This window comes from Variovorax sp. RKNM96 (assembly GCF_017161115.1).
GTDB lineage: Bacteria > Pseudomonadota > Gammaproteobacteria > Burkholderiales > Burkholderiaceae_C > Variovorax.
Genome location: NZ_CP046508.1, coordinates 5,198,941 through 5,221,877 on the forward strand (window position 1 = coordinate 5,198,941; position 22,937 = coordinate 5,221,877).

Below are 22,937 nucleotides of genomic sequence, written 5' to 3' on the forward strand. Positions count from 1 at the left end.
GGGGCAGCGCCGATGTTAGGGAGCCTCCATCAATCGGAAAAGCGGAGAATATCGCTCACCATGACCGGAAAATCAGATCAACAACTCACCCAGCGCCTGCGCCTGAACCTGCGCCAGCTCGAAGTGTTCGTGGCCACCGCGCGCGGAGGCAGCACACGGGCGGCGGCCGATCGCGTGGCGCGCTCGCAATCAGCGGCCAGCAGTGCGCTGGCCGACCTGGAGGCATCTGTCGGCGCACTGCTGTTCGACCGCATCGGCCGCCGTCTGGTGCTCAACGAGAACGGCCGCGCGCTGTTGCCCAAGGCGCAGGCGCTGCTCGACCAGGCGAGCGAGGTTCAGGCGCTCTTCAGCGGCGAGCATGCGGCGCCGCTGCGGGTGGCGGCGAGCTTCACCATCGGCGAATACCTGCTGCCCGAGCGCGTGTCGCAATGGACCGCGCTGCATCCGCAGAGCCAGGTGCACCTGCACATCGCGAACACGCGCGACGTGATCGAGGCGGTGGCCGGCTTCGACGTGGACGTAGGCTTCATCGAAGGGCCGCAGACGCACCCCGACCTCGTGGTGCGCGCTTGGCGCGAAGACGAGCTGGTCATCGTCGCCGCGCCGGGCCATGCACTCGCGGACCGCATCGCGACGCACCGCCAGCTCTCGCAGGCCACCTGGGTGCTGCGCGAACACGGCTCGGGCACGCGGCAGGTCACCGATGCGTGGCTGATCCAGAACCTCGAACAGGTGCGCGTGGGCTTCGAGCTCGGCAGCACCGAGGCGATCAAGCGCGTGGTGGCGTCGGGCACGGGGCTGGCCTGCCTCTCGCGCTACACGGTGGCGCAGGCGCTGGAAGACGGGCACCTGATCGAGCTGCGCACACGGCTGCCTGCTGGCACACGGCGGCTCGCGACGGTGATGCACCGCGACAAGCTGCTGGGTCGCGCGACGGCCGATTTCCTGCGGCACTGCGGGGCGACCGTGCCGCGCATGTCGCCCGCCCGCTAGCCCGCACCGGCGCGGTCAAGCCGGCCGCGACAGCAGGTGCACGTACTCGTACTGCGCCGTGTTGATGGTCGATACGCGGTACTCGACCGGCTTGTCGCCGAAGGTCAGCGCGGTGCGCTTCACCTCCATCACCGGCGCGCCCGGCGCCACGCCGAGGATGCGCACCACGCTGCGGTCGGCCGTCATCGCGCGAGCGCGTTCGCGCGCCAGCGTCACGGTGATGCCGAACTCGGTCTGGTAGAGGTGGTAGATGGTGCTCGGCCGCTCGCGAAAGCGCTTCTCGGTCAAGCCCTTGAAGAGCAGCGCCGGCAGCGTGAGCCGGTCGTGGATCACCGCCCTGCCCTGCAGCAGCAGGCGGTTGTCGATCTGGATGGCCGGCTCGCCAGTGCGAAGGCCCAGCGCCTGCGCGGGCTCCTCCTCCATGCGCACGCGCTCGAAGGCGACGAACTCGACCTGCGGCGCCTGCCTGAGGCCATCGCTGCGCTCGACGTGGAAGAACTGGAACATGAAGCGGTCCGCGTTGTGCACCGCAACGAAGGTGCCGCGCCCCTGCCGCCGCACGAGGATGTGCTCGGCCACGAGGTCATCGGTCGCATGGCGCAGCGTGCCGATCGACACGCCCAGCGCCGACGCCAATTCGCTTTCGCTCGGCAGCGTGCTGCCCGCCGCACAGCGCCCCGACTCGATGGCGCGCAGCAGCGAGCGCTTGACCAGCCGGTAGAGCGGCGCGCCCGCGGCATCGGCGGGAATCGGTTCGAACACGGAAGGGTCGGTCGGTCGCGGCATGGCGCGATTGTTCGGCCGCGTCGCGATTCATTCAAGTCATTCATATGACCTGTTTGACACCCGGAGACACGCACTCGGACACTGGCCTGGCTGCAAATTCTCAGCGAGTCACAACAGGAGACAACGATGATTCATTTCGTTCTGCACGACGCCAAGGACACGGTCGCGGTCGTGGTGGTGGAAGGCGTCAAGGCCGGCATGTCGCTCACCGGCTGGATCATGGACGAGGACCGGATGACCAGCGTCGACGCACGCCAGGACATCCCGATCGGCCACAAGGTCGCGCTCAAGGACATGGCCACCGGCGACACGGTGTGGAAGTACGGCATCGACATGGGCAAGGTGGTCGCGCCGATCAAGGCCGGCGAGCACGCGCACGTCCAGAACATCAAGACCAAGCGCTGGTAAGCCCACGCCCCGCTTCGCAAGCTCCCATCACCCACGAATCCGAAAGCACAGCATGTCCATCATTTCCAAAGACACCACCTTCCTCGGCTACCGCCGCGAAAACGGCCGCGTCGGCGTGCGCAACCACGTCATCATCCTGCCGCTGGACGACCTTTCCAACGCCGCCGCCGAAGCGGTGGCCCACAACATCAAAGGCGCACTCGCCATTCCGCACCCCTACGGGCGCCTGCAGTTCGGTGCCGACCTGGAACTGCACTTCCGCACCCTGATCGGCGCGGGCTGCAACCCCAACGTGGCGGCCGTCGTCGTCATCGGCATCGAGGACAGCTGGACGCAGAAGGTGGTCGACGGCATCGCCGCCACGGGCAAGCCGGTGGCCGGCTTCGGCATCGAGGGCCACGGCGACCACGACACCATCCTGCGCGCGAGCAAGGTGGCGCGCGAGTTCGTGCAGAACGCGAGCGAGAAGCGCCGCGAGCCCTGCGGCATCCACGAGCTGTGGGTGTCCACCAAGTGCGGCGAGAGCGACACCACCTCGGGCTGCGGTTCCAATCCCACGGTGGGCAACGCCTTCGACAAGCTCTACGAGACCGGCAACACGCTGGTGTTCGGTGAAACCTCCGAGATCACCGGCGGTGAGCGCATCGTGGCCGACCGTTGCCGCACGCCCGACGTGAAGGAGCGCTTCATGTTCATGTTCAACCGCTACCAGGACATGATCAACCGCCACAAGACCAGCGACCTCTCCGACTCGCAGCCCACCAAGGGCAACATCGCGGGCGGCCTCACGACCATCGAGGAAAAGGCGCTTGGCAACATCCAGAAGATCGGCAAGAAGTGCCTGGTCGACGGCGTGCTCGACAAGGCCGAGGTGCCCACCGGCCCGGGCCTGTGGTTCATGGATTCCTCCAGCGCCGCGGCCGAGATGGTGACGCTGTGCGCCGCCTCGGGCTATGCGGTGCACTTCTTCCCCACGGGCCAGGGCAACGTGATCGGCAACCCGATCCTCCCGGTCATCAAGATCTGCGCCAATCCGCGCACCGTGCGGCTCATGAGCGAGCACGTCGACGTCGACACTTCGGGCCTCTTGCAGCGCGAGATGACGCTCGACCAGGCCGGCGACCAGCTGCTCGAATGCATGCTGCGCACCGCCAACGGCCGGCTCACCGCGGCCGAGGCGCTGGGCCACCGCGAGTTCGTGATGACGCGCCTGTACGAATCGGCCTGAGTGCACGAACGACACGACACCATGAAACGCATCGTCATTGCGGAGTTCATGGACGCCGCCGCCGTCGCGCAACTGCGCGCGCGGCACGACGTTCTCTACGACCTGGCCCTGGTGGACGACGGCGCCCGCCTGTACCGCGAAGCGAAGTGGGCCAACGCCCTCATCGTGCGCAACCGCACGCAGGTGCGCGGCGAAATGCTCGACGCGCTCGCTCAGTGCACGGTGGTGGGACGCCTGGGCGTGGGCCTGGACAACATCGACGTGGCGGGCTGCGAGGCGCGCGGCATCCGCGTGATTCCGGCCGCGGGCGCGAATGCGCTGAGCGTGGCGGAGTACGTGATCGCGAGCGCAATGATGCTGCTGCGCGGCGCCTACGCCTCGACGGCCGATGTCGCCGCGGGCCGATGGCCGCGCAATGCGCTTTCCAACGGGCGCGAGCTGTCGGGCAAGACGCTGGGGCTGGTCGGCTTCGGCGCGATCGGGCAATTGACGGCGCGGCTCGCGAAGGCGCTGGGCATGCGCACGGTGGCCTTCGACGCGATGATGGATGCGGGCCATCGGGCGTTTGCGGAGAACGACACGCAACCGCTCGGCCTCGATGAACTGGTGGCGCAAGCGGATGTGGTGAGCCTGCATGTGCCGCTGGTCGACGGCACCCGCAACCTGTTCGGCACCGAGCGCATCGCAGCGATGAAGGGCGGCGCGGTGTTGATCAACACCTCGCGCGGCGGCATCGTCAACGAGTCCGCAGTGGCGCTCGCGCTGCGCGAAGGCCGGCTCGGCGGTGCGGCGCTCGATGTGTTCGACGCCGAGCCGCTCGCGGCCAGCGCGCACTTCGAGGGCTGCCCCAACCTGCTGCTGACGCCGCACATCGCGGGCGTGACGACCGAATCGAACGAGCGCGTGAGCAGCCTGATCGCGCAGAAGGTGCTGGAGGCACTCGAACCATGACGATGTTGAACCTGCAGGAAGCGCGGCAGGTCGTGGCCGAGACCCTGCGCGCAGCCGGCGCCAACGAAGCCATGGCCTCGGCCACCGCACGCGCGCTGGTGCTGGCCGAAGCGCAAGGCCTGGGCTCGCACGGCCTCGGCCGCGTGGCCCAGTACGCCACGCACCTTCGCAACGGTCGCGTCAACGGCAATGCGGTGCCCACGCTGCGCCGCGAGAAAGGCGCCGCCGCGCTGATCGACGCGCAGGAGGGTCTTGCCTTCGCCGCCTGCGAGATGGCGGTGGCCGAAGCCATCGCCCGCGGGCGCGATTTCGGCATCGCCATCGCGGGCGTGACCGAGAGCCACCACTGCGGCGTGGTGGTCGATCACCTGCGCGCGGTGGCCGATGCGGGCATGGTCGGCCTGGGCTTTGCGAACTCGCCGGCCGCGATGCCGGCGGCGGGCGGGCGGCATCCCATCTTCGGCACCAACCCGGTGGCGGCGGTGTTTCCGCGCCGCGGCGCGCTGCCGTTGATGATCGACCTGAGCCTTTCCGAAGTGGCGCGCGGCAAGGTGATGGTGGCAGCAAAGCAAGGCAGGCCGATCCCGCCCGGCTGGGCCGTGGACCGCGACGGGCAGCCCACCACCGACGCGCAGGCCGCGCTCGAAGGCTCGATGCTGCCCATCGGCGCCGCGAGCAGCCCCAAGGGCGCGATGCTGGCGCTGGTGGTCGAGCTGCTGGTCACCGCGCTCATCGGCGCGCAGTTCGGCTTCGAGGCCTCGAGCTTCTTCGAGGATGCGGGCAACCGGCCGCGCATCGGCCAGGCTTTCATCGTCATCGACCCCGGCGCGTTGGCGGGATCGGCGAGCTACCTCGACCGCGTCGAGGTGCTGGTGGCCGAGATGCTGCGCGACGACGGCGTGCGCCTCCCCGGTGCGCGGCGCGAAGACCTGCGAAGGCGCGCGGAAGCCGAGGGCATCGAGGTGCCCGAGGCGCTGCTCGCGCAGTGGCGACGGTAGAACCGGTAAGCGCCGCAGAGCGTCATTCCCCCAAACACAACAACAGGAGACAACACGATGAAACGACGTGAATGGATGCAAGGGACCGCGGCCCTGGCGGCAACGGGATCGCTCGGTGCGCTCATGCCGGCGCTGGCACGGGCGCAAGGCGGCGATTACCCGAAGCCGGATGCCACGCTGCGCTACGTGGTGCCCTTTCCGGCGGGCGGCCTTACGGACGTGATGGCGCGCCAGATCGGGCAGCAGCTGGGCGAACGCTGGAAGGTCAGCGTGCTGGTGGACAACCGCCCCGGCGGCAACGGCCAGATCGGCGCCGACCTCGTGGCCAAGTCGCCACCGGACGGCAACACGCTGCTGGCGATCACGCTCACGCACGCGGCCAACGTGACGCTGTTCCCGAAGTCGCCCTTCAACTTCCAGAAGGATCTGCGCCCGGTCGCGCTGATCGCGGGCAGCCCCATGTTGATCGTGGTGCCGGTGGCCAGCCCGATCCAGGACCTGAAGGGCCTGATCGCGGCCGCGAAGGAGCGCAAGCTCAACGCCGGCTCCAGCGGCAGCGGCACGCCGCCGCACCTGACGCTCGCGCTCTTCAACGACCTGAACAAGTCCGCCATCCAGCACGTGCCCTACAAGGGCGGCGCGCCCTGCATGACCGACCTGATCGGCGGGCAGCTCGACGTGGTGTTCTCCAACATCCCCGAATCGATCCCGCACGTGAAGGGCGGCAAGCTGCGCGCGCTCGCCATCGCGAGCAAGGCACGCTATTCGCTCTTGCCCGACGTGCCGACGACGGCCGAGGCCGGCATGCCCACGCTGCAGGTGGAGAACTGGACGGGAATGATGGCGCCGGCCGGCATGCCCGATGCCGCGGTGCAGAAGCTCGGCGCGGAGGTGGTGAAGATCCTCGCGCAGCCCGGCCTGGAGGAGCGCATGCGCCAGCAGGGCTTCGTGATCGATGCGCGCGGGCCGGAGCGCTTCGCGCCTTTCCTCACCGAGGAGATCGCGCGCTGGGCGCACGTCATCAAGGCGGCCGATATCCAGCCGAGCTAGCGCTCAGCCGCGCAGCACCTGTGCGGTGTGGCGGGCGATGACCGCCTCTTCGTCCGTGCGCAGCACCCAGGCGCTGACGGGACTCTCCGGTGTCGTGAGCCGCGCATGGCCCGCGCCGTTGGCAGCCGCGTCGACATGCACGCCGAGCCAGTCGCATTCTTCGAGGATGCGCTCGCGCAGCGCGCTCGCGTTCTCACCGATGCCGCCGGTGAAGATCACCGCATCTACGCCACGCAGCGCAGCGGCGAGGCTGCCCATGTGCTGCACGACCTGCTCGACGAAATGCGCGATGGCTTCGGCGGCTTCCGGCGCGGCGGATGCTTCGAGCTCGCGCATGTCGCTCGACACACCCGACAGACCCAGCAACCCCGATTCGCGAAACAGCAGCGTCTCGACCTGCTCGGCCGACATGCCCTGCGAGCGCATGAGGTACAACACGACGGCCGCATCGAGGTGCCCGCAGCGCGTGCCCATCGTCAGGCCATCGAGCGGCGAAAAGCTCATCGTCGTCGCAACCGAACGACCCTGCGCCATCGCGCACATCGAGGCGCCATTGCCCAAGTGCGCGACGATCACGCGCTTGTCCGCCAGTTCGGGCGCAAGGCGCGTGAACTGCGCAACGATCGATTCGTAGGAAAGCCCGTGGAACCCATACCGCCGCACGCCCGCGTCATGCAACGCACGCGGCAGTGCGAAGCGGCGATTCACCTCGGTCTGCGTCGAATGAAAAGCGGTGTCGAAGCACGCCACCTGCGGCACGCCGTCGAAGGCCTTCATCGCGGCACGAACGCCCGCGAGGTTGTGCGGCTGGTGCAGCGGCGCCAGCGGCTCGAGCGCGGCCAGCTCGGCGAGCACCGCGTCGTCGATGCGCACCGGCGCCACGAAGTTCACGCCGCCGTGCACGATGCGATGGCTGACTGCCGCGATGCGGTCGTCGCCGCCCTGCTGTGCATGCCATTCGAGCAACGCTGCGAGCGCGCCCTGGTGCGAACGATGCTCGCCATCGAGCGTGGCGTCGTGCAGCGTCCGACCTTCCGCATCGCGAATGCGCAGCCGCGCCTTCAGCCCCGCGCCGAGCCCGTCGGCCTGCCCCGACCAGCGTGCGCTCGGCAGCGCATCGCCGTCACCAGCGGCCGCGAACAACGCGACCTTGATCGACGACGACCCGGCGTTCAGCGTGAGCAGCGATTCGGTCAGACGTAGTCCTTGTACTTGTCCAGGAAGCGCACCGGCTTCGACAGCGCATCGCGGCGGAACGGGTCGCCCAGCTCGCGGGTGCACATGATCTCGATCACGCAGGTCTTGCCTTCGTTCATCTGCATGTCGATGGCCTTCTTGAGCGCCGGGCCCACGTCTTCGAGCTTGTCGACCACGATGCCCTCGGCGCCCATCGCCTTGGCGATGCCCGCGAAGCTCTCGCTCTCGAGCTCGCCCGCGACGAAGCGGCGATTGTAGAAGTCGACCTGGTTCTTCTTCTCCGCGCCCCACTGGCGGTTGTGGAAGACCACGGCGGTCACCGGAATGTCGTGGCGCACGGCCGTCATGATTTCGCTCATGCTCATGCCCCAGGCGCCGTCGCCGGCATAGGCCACGGCCGGGCGGTCGGGTGCGGCGCACTTGGCACCGATCATGGTGGGCAGCGAGTAGCCGCAGTTGCCGAAGCTCATCGGCGCGAAGAAGCTGCGCGGCTCCTCGAAGCGCAGGTAGCTGTTGGCAATCGCGTTGATGTTGCCGATGTCGGTGGAGACCATCACGCGCGGCGGCATGGCCTTTTCCAGTTCGCGCAGCACCTGGCGCGGGTGCAGGTAGCTGCCGCCCGTCGGCGTCTTCTCGCCCTTGGCTTCCTCGATGGCATCGAGGCTGTACTGGTCGCGCTCGTGGGTCCACTCGTCGAGCTCTTTTTCCCACGCGGCCTTCTCGGCCTTGATCTTGTCGGCGCGCTCGGCCTTGGTGGCGTCGCAGGCCAGCGTCTTGCCCTGCAGGCGCTTGAGCAGTTCCTTGGCGGTGGCCTTGGCGTCGCCGTGGATGCCGACGGTGATCTTCTTCACCAGCCCGAGGTTGGTGTGGTCCGCCTCGACCTGGATGATCTTCGCGTCCTTCGGCCAGTAGTCCATGCCGTGCTGCGGCAGCGTGCCGAAGGGGCCCATGCGCGAGCCGAGCGCGAGCACCACGTCGGCCTGCGCGATCAGCTTCATCGCGGCCTTCGAGCCTTGATAGCCGAGCGGGCCGGCCGACAGCGGATGGCTCGCGGGGAAGGAATCGTTGCGCAGATAGCCGTTGGCGACCGGTGCGCCAAGGCGTTCGGCCAGGGCCTTGCACTCTTCGACCGCGTCGCCCATCACGACACCGCCGCCCGAGAGGATCACCGGGAACTTGGCCGAGGCCAGCAGTTCGACCGCCGCGTTCAGGCTGTTCTCGCCACCCGCGCCACGCTCCACGCGCATCGGCTTCGGGATCTCGACCGTGATCTCGCCGTAGAAGTAGTCGCGCGGAATGTTCAGCTGCGTCGGGCCCATCTCGGAGATGGCGCGGTCGAAGCAGCGCGCCGTGTACTCGGCCATGCGCTTGGGGTTGTTCACATGGCCCTGGTACTTGGTGAACTCCTGGAACATCGGCAGCTGGTTGGCCTCCTGAAAGCCGCCCAGGCCCATGCCCATCGTGCCGGTCTCGGGCGTGATCATCACGACCGGGCTGTGCGCCCAGTAGGCGGCCGCAATCGCCGTCACGCAGTTGCTGATGCCGGGGCCGTTCTGCCCGATCACGAGGCCGTGGCGGCCCGACACGCGCGCATAGCCGTCGGCCATGTGGGCGCCGCCCTGCTCGTGCACCACCGGAATCAGGCGGATGCCGGCGGGCGCGAAGATGTCCATCGCATCCATGAAGGCCGAGCCCATGATGCCGAAGATGTCGGTCACGCCGTTGGCGACCATGGTCTCGACGAAGGCCTCGGAGGGCGTCATCTTCTGCACGCCGGTGACGGCTTCGCGGGCGGGTGCTGCTGGTTTCTTCTGGCTCATGGAAGGCGTCTCCTGATGGGAATGAGGCGGGATCGGTCTGGATGCTGCAACTCGAAAGTCGGAACCACTTGTTCCGAATTTCTTTCCGGCGGAATATAGGCCGGCAAGCCCATGACGTCAAACAATTTACAAAAATCGGTACGCCTTGTCTTGTTTTTTGTAAAACAACTATGATCCGCCGCATGAAGATCGTCAAAGGCCTCACACCTGAAGCCGCCGAACCGGCGGGCGACACGCCCACCATGCGCCTCTTCGGCCTGCTCGAAGTCATGGCCGCCAAAGACCAGCGCTATTCGCTGCAGGGCCTGGTCGAAGAGACCGGCCTGCCCAAGCCCACGCTGCACCGCATGCTGCAGCAGCTCGAAGGCGCGGGGCTCCTGCAGCGCGAAGGCGATGGGCGCCACTACGGCATCGGAACACGACTGCGGCGGCTGTCGGAGAACCTGCTCTTCAACGACAGCCTGCACGGCGCGCGCCACACGGTGCTGCGCCAACTGGTCGAAGAGATCGGCGAGAGCTGCAACCTCACCTCGCTCTCGGGCAGCGAGGTCGTGTACCTCGACCGCGTGGAAACCGCCGCGCCGCTGCGCTTCTACCTGCATCCGGGCTCGCGCGTGCCGGTGCATTGCTCGGCGAGCGGCAAGATCTTTCTCTCGCAGATGAGCGCGGCGCAGCGGCGCCGGCTGCTCTCCAACGCACCGCTCGAAACCTACACGCCCAAGACGCTGACCGATGCCGAAGCGTTGGAGAAAGAAGTGCAGCGCGTGCGCAAGGACGGCTTTGCGATCGACAACGAAGAATTCCTGCCCGGCCTGCTGTGCATCGCCGCGCTGGTGCCTTCGGGCGACGAGGCGCCATCCAACCTCTGCATCGCGGTGCAGGCGCCGATCATGCGGCTCGACGCGGCGAGGGCGAAGACGCTGCTGCCCGCGCTGCAACGCGCCGCGCTTGCGTTGAGCCGCATCGATGCCGATGCGGGCAGCGACCGCGCAACGGCCTGATCCCCAGTTCTTTTCGAAAGCCCACCGTGACCGATACCGCCGACTTGCGACCCGACCGGATGCTCAGCGTGCGCGAGGTGTTCGGCATCGACACCGACCTGCAGGTGCCCGCTTTCACCGAACGCGACGACCACGTGCCCGAGGTCGATGCGGTCTACCGCTTCAACCCCGACGTGACGCTCGCGATCCTCGCGGGTTTCACGCGCGACCGGCGGGTGATGGTGCAGGGCCTGCACGGTACCGGCAAGTCGACCCACATCGAGCAGGTGGCCGCGCGCCTGAACTGGCCCTGCGTGCGCCTGAACCTCGACGGCCACATCAGCCGCCTGGACCTCGTGGGCAAAGATGCGGTGGTGCTGCGCGAAGGAAAGCAGGTCACCGAGTTCCAGGAAGGCATCGTGCCGTGGTCGCTGCAGCGGCCCGTGGCATTGATCTTCGACGAGTACGACGCGGGCCGGCCCGACGTGATGTTCGTCATCCAGCGCATCCTGGAACGCGACGGCAAGTTCACGCTGATGGACCAGAACAAGGTGCTGCGGCCGCATCCTTTCTTTCGCCTGTTCGCCACCGCCAACACGGTGGGGCTGGGCAACCTCAACGGCCTCTACCACGGCGCACAGCGACTCAACCACGCGCAGATCGACCGCTGGAACATCGTCGCCTCGCTCAACTACCTGCCGGCCGATGAAGAGATCGCGATCGTGCAGGCGCGCGTGCCTTCGCTGGCCGACGATGCGGGCCGCAAGCTCGTCGCGGCGATGGTGGCCGTGGCCGATCTCACGCGCAAGGGCTTCGCGGCGGGCGACCTCTCCACGCTGATGTCGCCGCGCACCGTCATCACTTGGGCAGAGAACGTCGAGATCTTCAAGGACCCGGCGCTCGCGTTCCGGCTCTCGTTCGTCAACAAGTGCGACGACGCCGAGCGCCCGCTCGTGGCCGAGTACTTCCAGCGCTGCTTCGACCAGGAACTGAAGGAGTCGCACCAGCTGTCGTCGGGTTCAGGCGAATGACCGACACGTCTGCGAGCGCGATGCAGCGCCGCGTGCGGCAGGAGGAACAGGTCGCCGAACTCTGCGCAGGCGTGGTGCGGGCCTTCAGCGGCGAGCGCGACCTGCACTTTCGCGGCAAGCGCCTGCACCGTGGGCGCGTGGCGCTGCCGTGGTTCGCGCCGCACCTGCATCCCTCGGCAGACACCGACGATTTCGCCTCGTTCCGCGGCGTGGCCGATGGGCTCGCGCTGCGGCTCACCGTGTCCGATGCGGCATTGCATGAAAGCCTTCGGCCCGAAGAGCCCGTCGAACGCATGCTGTTCGAAATGCTCGAGCAGTTCCGCGTCGAAGCGCTCGCGCCCGAGGTCATGGCCGGCATGCGCCACAACCTGCGGCACCGCCACGAACAGTGGTCGCTCGCCTTCCACCATTCGGGCCTGACCGATACCGCGCGCGGGCTGCTGCTCTATGCGGTCGCGCAGATCTGCCGCGCCCGCGTCAGCGGCCAGCAGGTGGTGGAAGAAACCGAAGACATGCTCGAGGCCACGCGCTTTCATCTGGCGCCGCTGATCGGCCACGCCCTTGCGGGCCTGCGTCGCGACCGCGCAAACCAGGCCGCCTACGCCGTGCATGCGCTCGCCATCGCGCGCACCGTCGCCGCGATGCTGCACGAGGCTGGCGAAGAAAGCCCCGACGCGCGCGACCCGCATGTGGACGACAAGCGCAGCGTGTTCATGCTCGTCGCCGACATGGACCGCGAGATCATCGAGCGCTTCACCACCGCCGAGTCGGGCCGCAGCGTGGTGATCGAAGAGGCAGGTGGTGCCTACCGCGTCTTCACCACCGCCTACGACCGCGAGCACGACGCCGCCACGCTCGCGCGCAAGGAAGTGCTCGCCGACCACCGCGAAAAGCTCGACCGCCGCATCGCTGGCCAGGGCGTGAACATCGCACGCCTCGCGCGCGAACTGCGCGCACTGCTGGCCGACCCCACGCGCGACGGATGGGACGGCGGGCAGGAGGAAGGCCTGATCGACGGCCGCCGGCTCGCACAGCTCGTCGCCTCACCGACAGAGCGCCGCCTGTTCCGCACCGAACGCATGGAGCCCGTGGCCGACTGCATGGTGAGCTTTCTCATCGACTGCTCGGGCTCGATGAAGGAGCACGCCGAATCGGTCGCGATGATGGTCGATGTGTTCGCGCGTGCGCTCGAGCAGGCGGGCGTGACCAGCGAAGTGCTGGGCTTCACCACGGGCGCATGGACCGGCGGCCGCCCGCAGCGCGAGTGGGTGCGCGCCGGCAGGCCGGAACACCCAGGGCGCCTCAACGAGCGCAGCCACCTCGTCTTCAAGGCCGCGGCCACACCATGGCGCCGCGCGCGCCCCGCGATGGCCGCGCTGGTGAAGGCCGACCTGTTCCGTGAAGGCATCGACGGCGAGGCGGTCGACTGGGCCTGCATGCGCCTGCGCCAGCGCCCCGAGGCACGCAAGCTGCTGCTGGTGATTTCCGATGGCTCCCCGATGGACAGCGCCACCCACCTCGCGAACGACGCGCACTACCTCGACCACCACCTGCGCGACGTGGTCGCACGCCAGGAGCAGCGCGGCGACATCGAGATCGCGGGCATCGGCGTCGGGCTCGACCTGAGCCCGTACTACAGCCGCAGCCACGTGCTCGACCTGGCCACATCCACCGGCAACACGATCTTTCGCGAGGTGATCGACTTGATGGCAGGCCGCCACCGCCGTTGAGCCAGGCAAAGGCTGAGGCGTTTTGGATTACATCCAAGTCCCCGATTGACAAAGGGCACCCATGGTTCTTACATTGCGTTTCACATCCGGGAACAGCGTTCCGATATTTGGAACACTTCTGAAAGCCTCATGGATTCCACGCTCGCCAAAGGTCTTGCGGCCATCGAATGGATGACGCGCCAGCAGCGCCCCTGCCGCGTCACCGACTTGGCGCAGGCCTTCGGCATGGCGCGCAGCAATGCGCACCGCACGCTGCAGACGCTGGTCGAATGCGGCTGGGCCGTGCAGGACCCGGACACCAGCACCTACCGGCCGAGCCTGCGCCTGTTCGAACTGGGCGCGCTGGTCGGCGATGCGGCCGACGTTGGCGCGCTGCTGCGGCCGCACCTGGCATCGCTCGCGCACCAGACCGGCGAGACCATCCACCTCGCGGTGCTCGACGGCGCCGAGATCGTCTACCTCGACAAGTTCGACAGCCCCTTGCCCGTGGCGGCCTACTCGCGCATCGGCGGCCGGGCCGCGGCCTACTGCGTGGCATCGGGCAAGGCGCTGCTGGCCGCGGCGGCGCCCACAGTGCCCGCGCTGCACGAGCGCCTCGGCACGCTGGTCGCCCACACGAAGAACAGCATCACCGACTTCGATGCACTCCTTCTCGAACTCGAACGCACCCGCACGCGCGGCTACGCGGAAAACCGCGAGGAATGGCGCCTGGGCGTCTGCGGCCTGGGCGTGCCGGTGTTCAACGCACGCGGCGAAGCGATCGCGGCCGTTGGCATGAGCGTGCCCTCGATCCGCTTCGCGCGGACCCAGGCGCGTGGCCTCGCCGACCACCTCCTGGCCTGCGCGCGCGACGCGAGCGTGACGCTGGGCTACCGCGCGACCGCGCTGCCGACATCCACCATAAAGAGAAGGAGATCCGAATGAACCTGTTCCTCGCCCCCTGGCTGCGCGCGGGCCTGTTGGCCGTCACAGCCTTGGCAGCACCCTTCGCCGCGCAGGCGCAAAACGGCAGCGACTACCCGACCAAGCCGATCCGGCTGATCGTGCCCTATCCGCCCGGCGGCGGCACCGACGTGATCGCGCGCATCGTGCAGGAGCGCTTCTCGACCCTGCTCGGCCAGCAGGTGCTGATCGACAACCGCGGCGGCGCGGCCGGCTCCATCGGCACCGAGGTGGTCGCCAAGTCGCCGCACGATGGCGACACGGTGCTCTTCACGCTCTCCTCGCACACCATCAACCCGGCCATCTACACCAAGCTGAGCTTCGACACCGCGAAAGACTTCGCGCCGGTCGGCCTGGTCGCCTCGCTGCCACAGATCCTGGTGGCCAACAACCAATTTGCACCGAACACCGTGGCCGAGCTCGTCGCGCTGGCCAAGGCCAAGCCCGACAGCATCTCCTTCGCCTCGGTGGGCAACGGCTCGCCCGGGCACCTGGCGGGCGAGCTGCTCAAGCTGCGCACCGGCACGCACATGACCCACATTCCCTACCGCGGCGGCGGCCCGGCCGTGACCGACGTGATGGGCGGGCAGGTGCCGCTGCTGTGGGTGTCGATTCCCGCGGCGGCGCAGTTCGTGAAGGCCGGCAAGCTCAAGGCGCTGGCGGTGTCGACCACCAAGCGCAGCGCGGCCTTCCCCGACGTGCCGACGATGCAGGAGGCCGGCATTCCCGACTTCGACGTGGACTCGTGGTATGCCGTCTTCGTGCCCGCGAAGACGCCGCAACCCGTCATCGACAAGCTCAACCGCGTGATCAACACCGTGGTGAAGGAGCCCGAGATTCGCGAGAAGCTGCTGGCGCAAGGCAGCGAAGGCGTGGGCGGCACGCCCGAACAACTCGGCAAGGTCGTGACGACCGAGCTCGTGCGCTGGCAGAAGCTCGCCAAGGAAGCCAGCATCAAAGTCGATTGATCGACACAGACAGACCCATGGAACATTCAACCCCCACTTCCCCCATCGCCGAACTCGTGGGGCGTGCCCGCGCCGCGCAGCGCATCTACGAAACCTGGTCGCAGGAACAGGTCGACACCGCCGTGGTCGCGGCCGGCTGGGCCATCATCGAGCCGGCGCGCAACCGCGAACTGGCCGAGCTGGCCGTGGCCGACACCGGCGTGGGCAACGTCGAGGACAAGGTTCGCAAGAACCATCGCAAGACCTTCGGCCTGCTGCGCGACCTGCACGGCGCGCGCTCGGTCGGCGTGATCGGCGAAGACCCGGCGCGCGGCATCGTGGAGATCGCGCGGCCCGTGGGCGTGGTCTGCGCCGTCACGCCCTCGACCAACCCGGGCGCGACGCCGGCCAACAAGATCATCAATGCGCTCAAGGGCCGCAATGCGGTCATCGTCGCGCCCTCGCCCAAGGGCTGGTCGACGGCGGCGCGGCTCATCGCATTCATTCACGCGGAGTTCGACCGCATCGGCGCACCGCGCGACCTGGTGCAGCTGCTGCCGCTGCCGATCAACAAGCAGGCGACGGCCGAGCTGATGCGCCTCTGCGACCTGGTGGTGGCGACCGGCTCGCAGGCCAATGTGCGCGCCGCGTATGCGAGCGGCACGCCGGCCTTCGGCGTGGGCGCGGGCAATGTGGCGGGCATCGTCGATGAAACGGCCGACGTGAACGCGGCGGCCGAGCGCATTGTGCGCTCCAAGACCTTCGACAACGCGACCAGCTGCTCGTCGGAGAACAGCCTGGTGATCGTCGATGCGGTGCGCGCCTCGATGCTTGCCGCGCTCAAGGACCGCGGCGCCGTCATGCTCGCCGCCGCGCAGAAGGCCACGCTGCAATCGCTGATGTGGCCCGAGGGCAAGCTCTCGGCCGCCGTCATCGGCCAGTCGGCCCGCACGATCGCGGAGCGCGCGGCAGAGGTCGACGGCGCCAATCGCGAAGGCTGGCTCGCCATTGCCGCCACCGACCCGCGCATCCTCATGGTGGCCGAAGACGGCGTGGGCCACGACCATCCGTTCTCGGGCGAGAAGCTGAGCCCCGTGCTCGCCATCTACGCCGCGAGAGATTTCGACGAAGCCGCGGCCACGGTCGAACGCATCTACGCCTACGAGGGCGCCGGCCACTCGGTCGGCCTGCACAGCGCCGTGCCCGAACGCGCGACGGCACTGGGCCTCACGCTCCCGGTGTCGCGCGTGATCGTCGACCAGGCGCACTGCATCGCCACCGGCGGCAGCTTCGACAACGGCCTGCCGTTCTCGCTCTCGATGGGCTGCGGCACCTGGGGCAAGAACAATTTTTCCGACAACATGAACTACCGGCATTACCTGAACATCACGCGCGTGTCGCGGCCGATTCCGGAGAAGGTGCCGAGCGAGGACGAAATCTTCGGCGCGTACTTCGCCAGGCACGGCGCGAAATGAGCAGCGCGGCAGGCGGCACAGTCCATGCGCTGATCGAGCGCCAGGCGGCGCGCCAGCCGCACGCGGTGTATGCGCGCGCTACCGAGAGCGATCGCCACATCACCTACGGCGAACTCGCACGCGGCTGCCGTCGCGTGGCAGGCGTGCTGGCCCGGCATGCCAAGCCCGGCGAGACGATCTCCGTGGTCATGCCCAACGGCCTGCAGACGCTGCGCCTGCTGCTGGGCGCAATGCACGCGGGCTACTGCGTGAACCCGGTCAACCTGCTGTCGCAGCCCGAGCAGATGCGCTATGTGCTCTCGCACTCCGACTGCCGCGTGGTCTGCGTGGCGCCCGAGTGGGAAGCGCGTGTGCGCGAGATGGTGCAGGCCTTCGACCGGCCGGTGACGATGATCGTGGTCGATCCCGAAGCCGAGGCGTTGCCGGACGAAGCCGAAGCAGCAGTCGATGCGCCAATGCCCTCACCCGATGCCGTCGCGCTGCTGATGTACACCTCCGGCACCACCGGCATGCCCAAGGGCGTGATGCTCTCGCAGCGCAACCTCGCGGCCAATGCGCATGCCATCAGCGCCGAGCATGCGCTGCAGCCCGCGGACCGTGTGCTCGCGGTGCTGCCGCTCTATCACATCAACGCCTTCGCCGTGACGATGCTCGCGCCGCTCGCGCACGGCGGCAGCCTCGCGATGCCGCCGAAGTTTTCGGCCGGCCGCTTCTGGGAACAGGCCACGCAAACGCAGTGCAGCTGGATCAACGTGGTGCCCACGATGATCTCGTACCTGCTCGAAGGCCCGAAGCCGCCGCTCGCGCAGACGCTGGCGATCCGCTTCTGCCGCTCGGCCTCGGCGGCGCTGCCGCCCGAGCACCACCGCGCGTTCGAGCAGATGTTCGGCATCGGCATCGTCGAGACCATGGGGCTCACCGAGACCGCGGCACCCTCGTTCTCCAACCCGATGGACCCGGCCGCGCGCAAGCTCGGTTCGGTGGGCCGCGCCTCGGGCTGCATGGCCGGCGTGGTCGATGCCGCGCTCGCGGCCGTGCCCGACGGCACGACCGGCGAGCTCGTGATCCGAGGGCCGAACGTGATGCTCGGCTACTACAAGAACGAAGAGGCTACTCGCGCGAGCTTGACGCCCGACGGGTGGCTGCGCACCGGCGACCTCGGCCACCGCGACGAGGACGGCTTCTTCTTCGTCACCGGCCGCATCAAGGAGCTGATCATCAAGGGCGGCGAGAACATCGCGCCGCGCGAGATCGACGAGGCGCTGCTGCAGCACCCCGCCGTGCTCGAGGCTGCGGCGGTGGGCGTACCCGACCGCCACTACGGCCAGGAGATCGGCGTGTGCATCGTGCTGCGCGAAGGCTGCGCCTGCACCGAGGACGAGCTGCGCGCCTTCAGCGCCACCGCGCTCGGTCGCTACAAGACGCCGGGCCACTATCGCTTCGTCGTCGACCTGCCGCGCGGGCCTTCGGGCAAGGTGCAGCGCCTGAAGCTGCTGCCGCTCTTCGAGGCATGACGGCGGCCGAACTGCTGGTTCCGCCACTCGCGCCGGCACTGCTCGCCTACAGCCTCTGCGTGGTGTTCGCGGCCGGCATCGTGCGCGGCTTCGCGGGCTTCGGCTTCTCTGCCATCACGGTGGCGGGCATGTCGCTGGTGGTGTCGCCCGCGCTGGTGGTGCCGGCGATCTTCATGCTCGAGATCCTCGCGAGCCTGAGCCAGTTGCGCGGCATCGCGCGCGATGTCGACATGCCCTGGCTCAGCTGGCTGATGGTGGGCAACCTGGTCTGCATCCCCCTCGGCGTGGCGCTGCTCGCCTGGCTGCCCGAGACGCCGCTGCGCCTCTTGATCGGCGCGCTGCTGATGGCCGCTGCGTTGCTGCTGCGCGGCGGCGCTCACGTCACGCTCGTGCCTACGCGCGGCATGCGGCTCGCGGCGGGGCTGGCCTCGGGCTTCATCAACGGCGTGGCCGCCATCGGCGGCATCGCCATCGCGGTGCTGTTGAGCACGGCGAAGATGGCGCCGGCCGCGCTGCGCGCCACGCTGATCGCGCTGCTGCTCTTCAGCGATGTGGTGTCGCTGATTGCCGCCGCGCTCATGCCGTCTTCCGCGCATGCATCGGGCAACCTGCTCGGGCCCGCCACGCTCAAGTGGGCGGTGTGGCTCGCGCCTGCGATGCTGGCGGGCATCTGGTGGGGACAGCGCTCGTTCAAGGGCGTGTCGCCCGAGCAGTTCAGGAAGCATGTGCTGAACCTGCTGATCGCACTGGCCACCGTGAGCGTGCTGCGTTCGCTCTTCAGCCTGCTGGCCTGAAACCCCGTTCCATCGGCCTGTTGTCACAGGCTGCGGATCTCCTCTCTCATTCGAAGTGACTTTCGGCATGTGTCTTTTGGCACGTGTCCTTCGGCACTGGCAGGACGCCCCCGTGTTCCGCACCATCGGGCAGCCCTGCCGGCTGGCGATTCGAGCCTGCGACATGGCTCAACAAATCGTTCATCGAAGAGAGGGGATCATCATGAAATTCAAACTCTGGGCGGCCACTGCAGCCGTCCTGGCCGTCGTAGCCTGCGGCGGCGGCGGCGGAGGCGACGTGCACTATCCGATCATCCTTCCGCCGCCGGATCAGAATCCGCCACCACCGCCGCCGCCTGTGCAACAGAAAGCCAAGGTCACCGGCCGCGTCACCAACGCGCTCAGTGGCCAGGGCGTGGCCCAGGTCACGGTCAGCAACGGCTCGTCCTCGGCCGTCACCGCCGACGATGGCAGCTACACCCTCACCGACATCACGCCCGCCGCATCGGTGCTGCTGAGCTTCACCAAGGCCGGCATGGTGCCTCAGAGCCGCGCCACCGCCGCGCTGTCGGCGTCGGGCTCCTCGACCGTCATCAACATCCCGATGCTGCCGGTGGCGGTCACGGTGAACTTCGATCCAACGGCGGCTTACGACGTCGTCGTGCCCGGTTCCACCGCCATGGTGCGACTGCGCGCGAACTCGCTGCGCCGCGCCGATGGCAGCGCGCCCACGGGCCCTGCGACCGCGCGGGTCACGCCCATCGCGCCCGCCAGCGATCTCAACGTGATGCCCGGCAACTACCTCGCGGGCACGGACGGCGGCAGCGCACCGATCGAGAGCTTCGGCGCCCTCGATGCCAGCTTCGTCGATGCAGACGGCGCGCCGCTGAACCTCGCAGCCGGCACGGACGCCACGGTGCGCATCGCGCCCTCGTCGCGCGCCGATGCGCTGCCCGCGAGCGTGCCGCTCTTCCACTACAACACCACCACCGGCCTGTGGGTGCAGGAAGGCACGGCCACGCTGCAGGGCACGGCACCTTCGCAGTACTACGAGGGCACGGTCACGCACTTCACGACCTGGAACGCGGACCGGATCTACGACACCGTGCGCATCAACGGCTGCGTGCAGAACGCGGCCGGCGAGCGGGTGGGCGGCGCGCTGGTCGCAAGCGAAGGCAAGACGTACACCGGCCTGGCCACCGCACTGACCAATGCGAACGGCGAGTTCTCGGTGGCAGCGAAACGCGCGAGCGGTGCCTATGTCATCGCCAGTACGGCGACCGAGGTCTCCAACGCGCCCACGGTGACCGTCGGCAGCGAAGACGTCACGCTGGGTGCCTGCCTGACGCTCACGCGCTCGGCCGTGTCGGTCAAGCTGACCTGGGGCGCACTGCCCCTGGACCTGGATTCGTACACCTTCGGCGCAAACGCCGACGAGCTGGTGTATTTCGAGAACAAGGGCTCTCTCACCGAGGCGCCGTTCATCGGCCTCGACGTGGACGACCAGTTCAGCTTCGGCCCCGAGATCACCACGTTCGCGAAGCTCGCGAAGAACCGCACCTACCGTTTCGTCGTTCACAACTATTCCGACACCTTCGACCCGGGACAGACGGGCTCGCCGGCACGGATAGAGGTAGCCAACCGCGGCACGCAGTCGATCTTCACTCCACCGGCCGGCGAGACCTCGTCGACGCGGATCTGGCATGTGTTCGACATGACCACCGATGCGAATTGCCAGGCGACCATCGTCCCGGTGCAGCAGTTCCTGGCCAACGCGCCTGCGCCGATCAACACGGACAACAACGCGCAGTACTGCAACTAGCAGGCGCATGACGACAGGTGCATGGCCCGACGGGCTATGCTCCTTCGCCATGAATCCGCCCACCGCCATTTCTTCATCTCCGAAGAGCCTGGCAGTGGGCGTTTTTCTTTTTTGGCTGGCGGCATCGGGCGCCGCGTCGGCAGCGACCTGCCTGGACACCGCCACGCAGATCCCGTCGCCCTCCCGCGCGCTCGCGATGGCGACCTTCGCGCAGCAGGAGCATCAGGCCTTCGGCGCGCAGACGATGGATGCCGAAGGCCGTCTCACCTTCGCAGGCGATGCCGAGGCCGAAGACATCCGCCGCGCACCGCAGAACCTCGCGCCATGGCAGCGCGTGCTCGGCTACTGGCAAGCGACCGGCGTGCGCCTGCGCGGCACCGACCCGGATGCCGCGCCCGATTCATCGGAGCCGCAGTCCATCGACAACGCATTGAGCCGCGTCGCGGTGATCGATGCGCCGTGGTCGGCCGCCTTCATCAGCTGGATCGCGCAGCGGGCCGGGCTCGGCGCGGACGAGTTCGTTTTCTCAGAAGCGCACGCCGACTACGCCGGCGCCGCGTGGAAAGCGGGCCTCGACGAAGCGGCTAACCGACCGACGCGCTATGCGCTCCGCGCCTGCGACCTCATGCGCACGCCGCCGCGCATCGGCGACCTCGTCTGCCAAGCGCGCGGCACCGGTGCGGGCTACGACACCTTCGAGCGGATCGGCGAAGTGCTGGCCCAGCGCCCCACGGGCGGTGAGGCGCTGCCGATGCATTGCGATGTGGTGGTGGGTGTCGATGCCACGGGCTTCGACACCGTGGGCGGCAACGTGATCCAGTCGGTCACCTTGCGGCGCCTGGCGTTCGCGCCCGGCACGCGGTTGCTGGATCCGAGCTACCTGCCCGAAGGATGCACGGCCGGTGTGCCCGGCTGCATCGACCGCCACATGAGCCGCCAGCCGTGGTCGCTGTTGCTGCAGTGGCGCTGAAGGGGCGAGGCCCCTTCTGTCTTACCGGTAATAAGCCTCGACCGTGCCTTTGAGCTTCAGCAGCAGCGGGTAGCCCTTGCGGTCCACCGCCTTGCCTGCCGGCACCTTGATCCAGCCTTCGCTGATGCAGTACTCCTCCACGTCGAGCCGCTCCTTGCCGTTGAAGCGGATGCCGATGGGAAATTCGAAGACCGCCGCCACGTGGTGCGGGCTGCGCGCATCGGTGGAGAGGTGATCGGGAAGGGGCGGGCGGGAAGTTTCTTCGGTCATGGGAGTCTGTGGTTCGGGAACGACCCGAATGATAAGGACTCGGCTAGCGCCGCTTTTTCCAGGGCTTGGGTGGCGGCTTCGGCCCCGCGCCGAGGGCGGCACGCGCCAACGCGTCGGCTTCGCTGTTGCGATGGCGCGGAATCCACTGCACGCGAGCCTCTTCGAACTCGCCAAGCAGTGCGCGCGCGTCGTCGAACAACGGTGCCAGGCGCGCGATCGGCCGGGCATCGGCCGCACCGAGTTGCTCGACCAGGATGCTGTTGTCGCTGTAGGCCACCACGGCGCTGGCGCCGCGGGCGCGCAGTTCTTTCAAGGCCAGGGTCAGCGCCAGCAGTTCGGCCTCGTTGTTGCAACCGATGGCGTGCGTGGCCTGCGAGAGCAGGTGGCGCGTGCCGTCGGGCTGCGTGATGACGGCGCCGATGCCCATGCGGCCCGGGTTGGGCATGGCGCTGCCGTCGCAGTGAACGGTCCAGTGGCGCGGGCGCTCCGGCGCGGAAAGGGTCATGGATGGAATGCGGAGCCGGCTGGCCCTGCCAACTTTCAGCAGTTGTTGCGCTTGATGCCCGCGAGGTTCTGGCACGGCCGCTGCCCGGGCGGTGGCCCCGGATCGCGCACGCGGGGCGGACGATGGGCGTGGCGCTGCGGTCCGCTGTCGTAAGGTTCCGGCCCCAGGATGTAGACCGGCGGATCGGCCTGCGGCGCTTCGGCCACCGGGTTGCGCGGAATGATGGCCGGGCCTGACGGCGTGGCGACCGGTGGCGGCGGTGGTGTGTAGGTTGGCTGGCGCCACTCTTCGGCCTGCGGCCGTGGCACCGGCGGTGGCGGTGTTTCGTCGATCTGCACCTGCCGCGACTGCTTGCTGTCCGCCGGGCACTTGCCATCGGTGTACGAGATCTTTCCGTTGGCATCGGTGCAGCGCACCACGTCCGCATTCGCAGCCAGGGCGGCGAAGAGCAACGGAATGAGGAGGATGGAGGTGCGCATCGGCCGGTTCTAACAGATTGCGCACGAATTCCCAATCGGCGGCGGTGCTGTCGTATCGTTGCGGCTGC

At 68.3% G+C, this 22,937-nt stretch carries 22 protein-coding genes; 16 read left to right on the forward strand and 6 right to left on the reverse strand.

Annotated elements, in window-relative coordinates; all coding sequences use genetic code 11:
- Nucleotides 1–60: 60 nt before the first annotated feature.
- On the forward strand, nucleotides 61–993 hold the full coding sequence (locus GNX71_RS24035; RefSeq protein WP_206174743.1) for a LysR family transcriptional regulator: 933 nt from the start codon (nucleotides 61–63) through the stop codon (nucleotides 991–993).
- Nucleotides 994–1,008: 15 nt separating this feature from the next.
- On the opposite strand, the gene GNX71_RS24040 is transcribed toward GNX71_RS24035, so the two are convergent.
- Nucleotides 1,009–1,779 (reverse strand): GntR family transcriptional regulator, encoded by a 771-nt coding sequence (locus tag GNX71_RS24040; protein ID WP_206174744.1) that lies wholly within the window; start codon nucleotides 1,777–1,779, stop codon nucleotides 1,009–1,011.
- Between the two features lie 126 nt (nucleotides 1,780–1,905).
- Between GNX71_RS24040 and GNX71_RS24045 the strand changes: the two genes are divergently transcribed.
- The 5 genes from GNX71_RS24045 to GNX71_RS24065 are packed head-to-tail and all read left to right on the forward strand — an operon-like array spanning nucleotide 1,906 to nucleotide 6,414.
- Nucleotides 1,906–2,187, forward strand: coding sequence for a UxaA family hydrolase (locus GNX71_RS24045; RefSeq protein WP_093238744.1), 282 nt, complete (start codon nucleotides 1,906–1,908; stop codon nucleotides 2,185–2,187).
- A 52-nt stretch (nucleotides 2,188–2,239) separates the two neighbouring features.
- Nucleotides 2,240–3,415, forward strand: coding sequence for a UxaA family hydrolase (locus tag GNX71_RS24050; protein WP_093437190.1), 1,176 nt, complete (start codon nucleotides 2,240–2,242; stop codon nucleotides 3,413–3,415).
- Between the two features lie 21 nt (nucleotides 3,416–3,436).
- Nucleotides 3,437–4,366: a hydroxyacid dehydrogenase gene (locus GNX71_RS24055; RefSeq protein ID WP_206174745.1), complete on the forward strand. Its 930-nt coding sequence runs from the start codon at nucleotides 3,437–3,439 to the stop codon at nucleotides 4,364–4,366.
- Complete coding sequence (locus GNX71_RS24060; protein ID WP_206174746.1) at nucleotides 4,363–5,364, forward strand: Ldh family oxidoreductase; 1,002 nt, start codon at nucleotides 4,363–4,365, stop codon at nucleotides 5,362–5,364. The genes GNX71_RS24055 and GNX71_RS24060 overlap by 4 nt, the downstream gene beginning before the upstream one ends.
- A gap of 57 nt (nucleotides 5,365–5,421) precedes the next feature.
- Nucleotides 5,422–6,414 (forward strand): tripartite tricarboxylate transporter substrate binding protein, encoded by a 993-nt coding sequence (locus GNX71_RS24065; protein WP_206174747.1) that lies wholly within the window; start codon nucleotides 5,422–5,424, stop codon nucleotides 6,412–6,414.
- 3 nt (nucleotides 6,415–6,417) lie between these two features.
- Here the strand turns inward: GNX71_RS24065 and GNX71_RS24070 are convergent, their stop codons facing one another.
- Entirely contained in the window at nucleotides 6,418–7,611 is a 1,194-nt protein-coding gene (locus GNX71_RS24070; protein ID WP_206179645.1) for an acetate/propionate family kinase, read from the reverse strand.
- Nucleotides 7,608–9,431 carry a sulfoacetaldehyde acetyltransferase gene (gene xsc / locus GNX71_RS24075; protein WP_206174748.1) on the reverse strand — a complete coding sequence of 608 codons (1,824 nt, stop codon included), beginning with the start codon at nucleotides 9,429–9,431 and terminating at the stop codon, nucleotides 7,608–7,610. Before xsc ends, GNX71_RS24070 begins: the two co-directional genes overlap by 4 nt.
- Before the next feature lie 170 nt (nucleotides 9,432–9,601).
- On the opposite strand from xsc, the gene GNX71_RS24080 reads away from it, so the two are divergent.
- The 10 genes from GNX71_RS24080 to GNX71_RS24125 all read left to right on the forward strand — a co-directional run bounded on the left by GNX71_RS24080 (nucleotide 9,602) and on the right by GNX71_RS24125 (nucleotide 21,615).
- Nucleotides 9,602–10,432 carry an IclR family transcriptional regulator gene (locus GNX71_RS24080; RefSeq protein ID WP_206174749.1) on the forward strand — a complete coding sequence of 277 codons (831 nt, stop codon included), beginning with the start codon at nucleotides 9,602–9,604 and terminating at the stop codon, nucleotides 10,430–10,432.
- A 26-nt stretch (nucleotides 10,433–10,458) separates the two neighbouring features.
- Entirely contained in the window at nucleotides 10,459–11,442 is a 984-nt protein-coding gene (locus GNX71_RS24085) for an AAA family ATPase (RefSeq protein WP_206174750.1), read from the forward strand.
- Complete coding sequence (locus tag GNX71_RS24090; RefSeq protein WP_206174751.1) at nucleotides 11,439–13,172, forward strand: cobalt chelatase; 1,734 nt, start codon at nucleotides 11,439–11,441, stop codon at nucleotides 13,170–13,172. Before GNX71_RS24085 ends, GNX71_RS24090 begins: the two co-directional genes overlap by 4 nt.
- 129 nt (nucleotides 13,173–13,301) lie before the next feature.
- Entirely contained in the window at nucleotides 13,302–14,096 is a 795-nt protein-coding gene (locus tag GNX71_RS24095) for an IclR family transcriptional regulator (RefSeq protein ID WP_206174752.1), read from the forward strand.
- Nucleotides 14,093–15,082 carry a tripartite tricarboxylate transporter substrate binding protein gene (locus GNX71_RS24100; protein WP_206174753.1) on the forward strand — a complete coding sequence of 330 codons (990 nt, stop codon included), beginning with the start codon at nucleotides 14,093–14,095 and terminating at the stop codon, nucleotides 15,080–15,082. The genes GNX71_RS24095 and GNX71_RS24100 overlap by 4 nt, the downstream gene beginning before the upstream one ends.
- A gap of 17 nt (nucleotides 15,083–15,099) precedes the next feature.
- Nucleotides 15,100–16,536 carry an aldehyde dehydrogenase family protein gene (locus GNX71_RS24105; protein WP_206174754.1) on the forward strand — a complete coding sequence of 479 codons (1,437 nt, stop codon included), beginning with the start codon at nucleotides 15,100–15,102 and terminating at the stop codon, nucleotides 16,534–16,536.
- Nucleotides 16,533–18,050 carry an AMP-binding protein gene (locus GNX71_RS24110; protein ID WP_206174755.1) on the forward strand — a complete coding sequence of 506 codons (1,518 nt, stop codon included), beginning with the start codon at nucleotides 16,533–16,535 and terminating at the stop codon, nucleotides 18,048–18,050. Before GNX71_RS24105 ends, GNX71_RS24110 begins: the two co-directional genes overlap by 4 nt.
- A complete protein-coding gene (locus GNX71_RS24115; RefSeq protein WP_206174756.1) occupies nucleotides 18,047–18,844 on the forward strand; it encodes a sulfite exporter TauE/SafE family protein in 798 nt (265 codons plus the stop codon). Before GNX71_RS24110 ends, GNX71_RS24115 begins: the two co-directional genes overlap by 4 nt.
- A gap of 202 nt (nucleotides 18,845–19,046) precedes the next feature.
- The gene (locus GNX71_RS24120; protein ID WP_206174757.1) at nucleotides 19,047–20,645 is read left to right on the forward strand and encodes a carboxypeptidase-like regulatory domain-containing protein; all 1,599 of its coding nucleotides are present in this window, start codon (nucleotides 19,047–19,049) and stop codon (nucleotides 20,643–20,645) included.
- Between the two features lie 49 nt (nucleotides 20,646–20,694).
- Nucleotides 20,695–21,615, forward strand: coding sequence for a DUF2272 domain-containing protein (locus GNX71_RS24125; protein WP_206174758.1), 921 nt, complete (start codon nucleotides 20,695–20,697; stop codon nucleotides 21,613–21,615).
- 21 nt (nucleotides 21,616–21,636) lie between these two features.
- Here the strand turns inward: GNX71_RS24125 and GNX71_RS24130 are convergent, their stop codons facing one another.
- The 3 genes from GNX71_RS24130 to GNX71_RS24140 are packed head-to-tail and all read right to left on the reverse strand — an operon-like array spanning nucleotide 21,637 to nucleotide 22,869.
- Nucleotides 21,637–21,885: a DUF3297 family protein gene (locus GNX71_RS24130; protein WP_042582123.1), complete on the reverse strand. Its 249-nt coding sequence runs from the start codon at nucleotides 21,883–21,885 to the stop codon at nucleotides 21,637–21,639.
- Between the two features lie 43 nt (nucleotides 21,886–21,928).
- Entirely contained in the window at nucleotides 21,929–22,390 is a 462-nt protein-coding gene (locus GNX71_RS24135) for a reverse transcriptase-like protein (RefSeq protein WP_206174759.1), read from the reverse strand.
- Nucleotides 22,391–22,425: 35 nt separating this feature from the next.
- A complete protein-coding gene (locus GNX71_RS24140) occupies nucleotides 22,426–22,869 on the reverse strand; it encodes a DUF4124 domain-containing protein (RefSeq protein WP_206174760.1) in 444 nt (147 codons plus the stop codon).
- Nucleotides 22,870–22,937 lie beyond the last annotated feature (68 nt).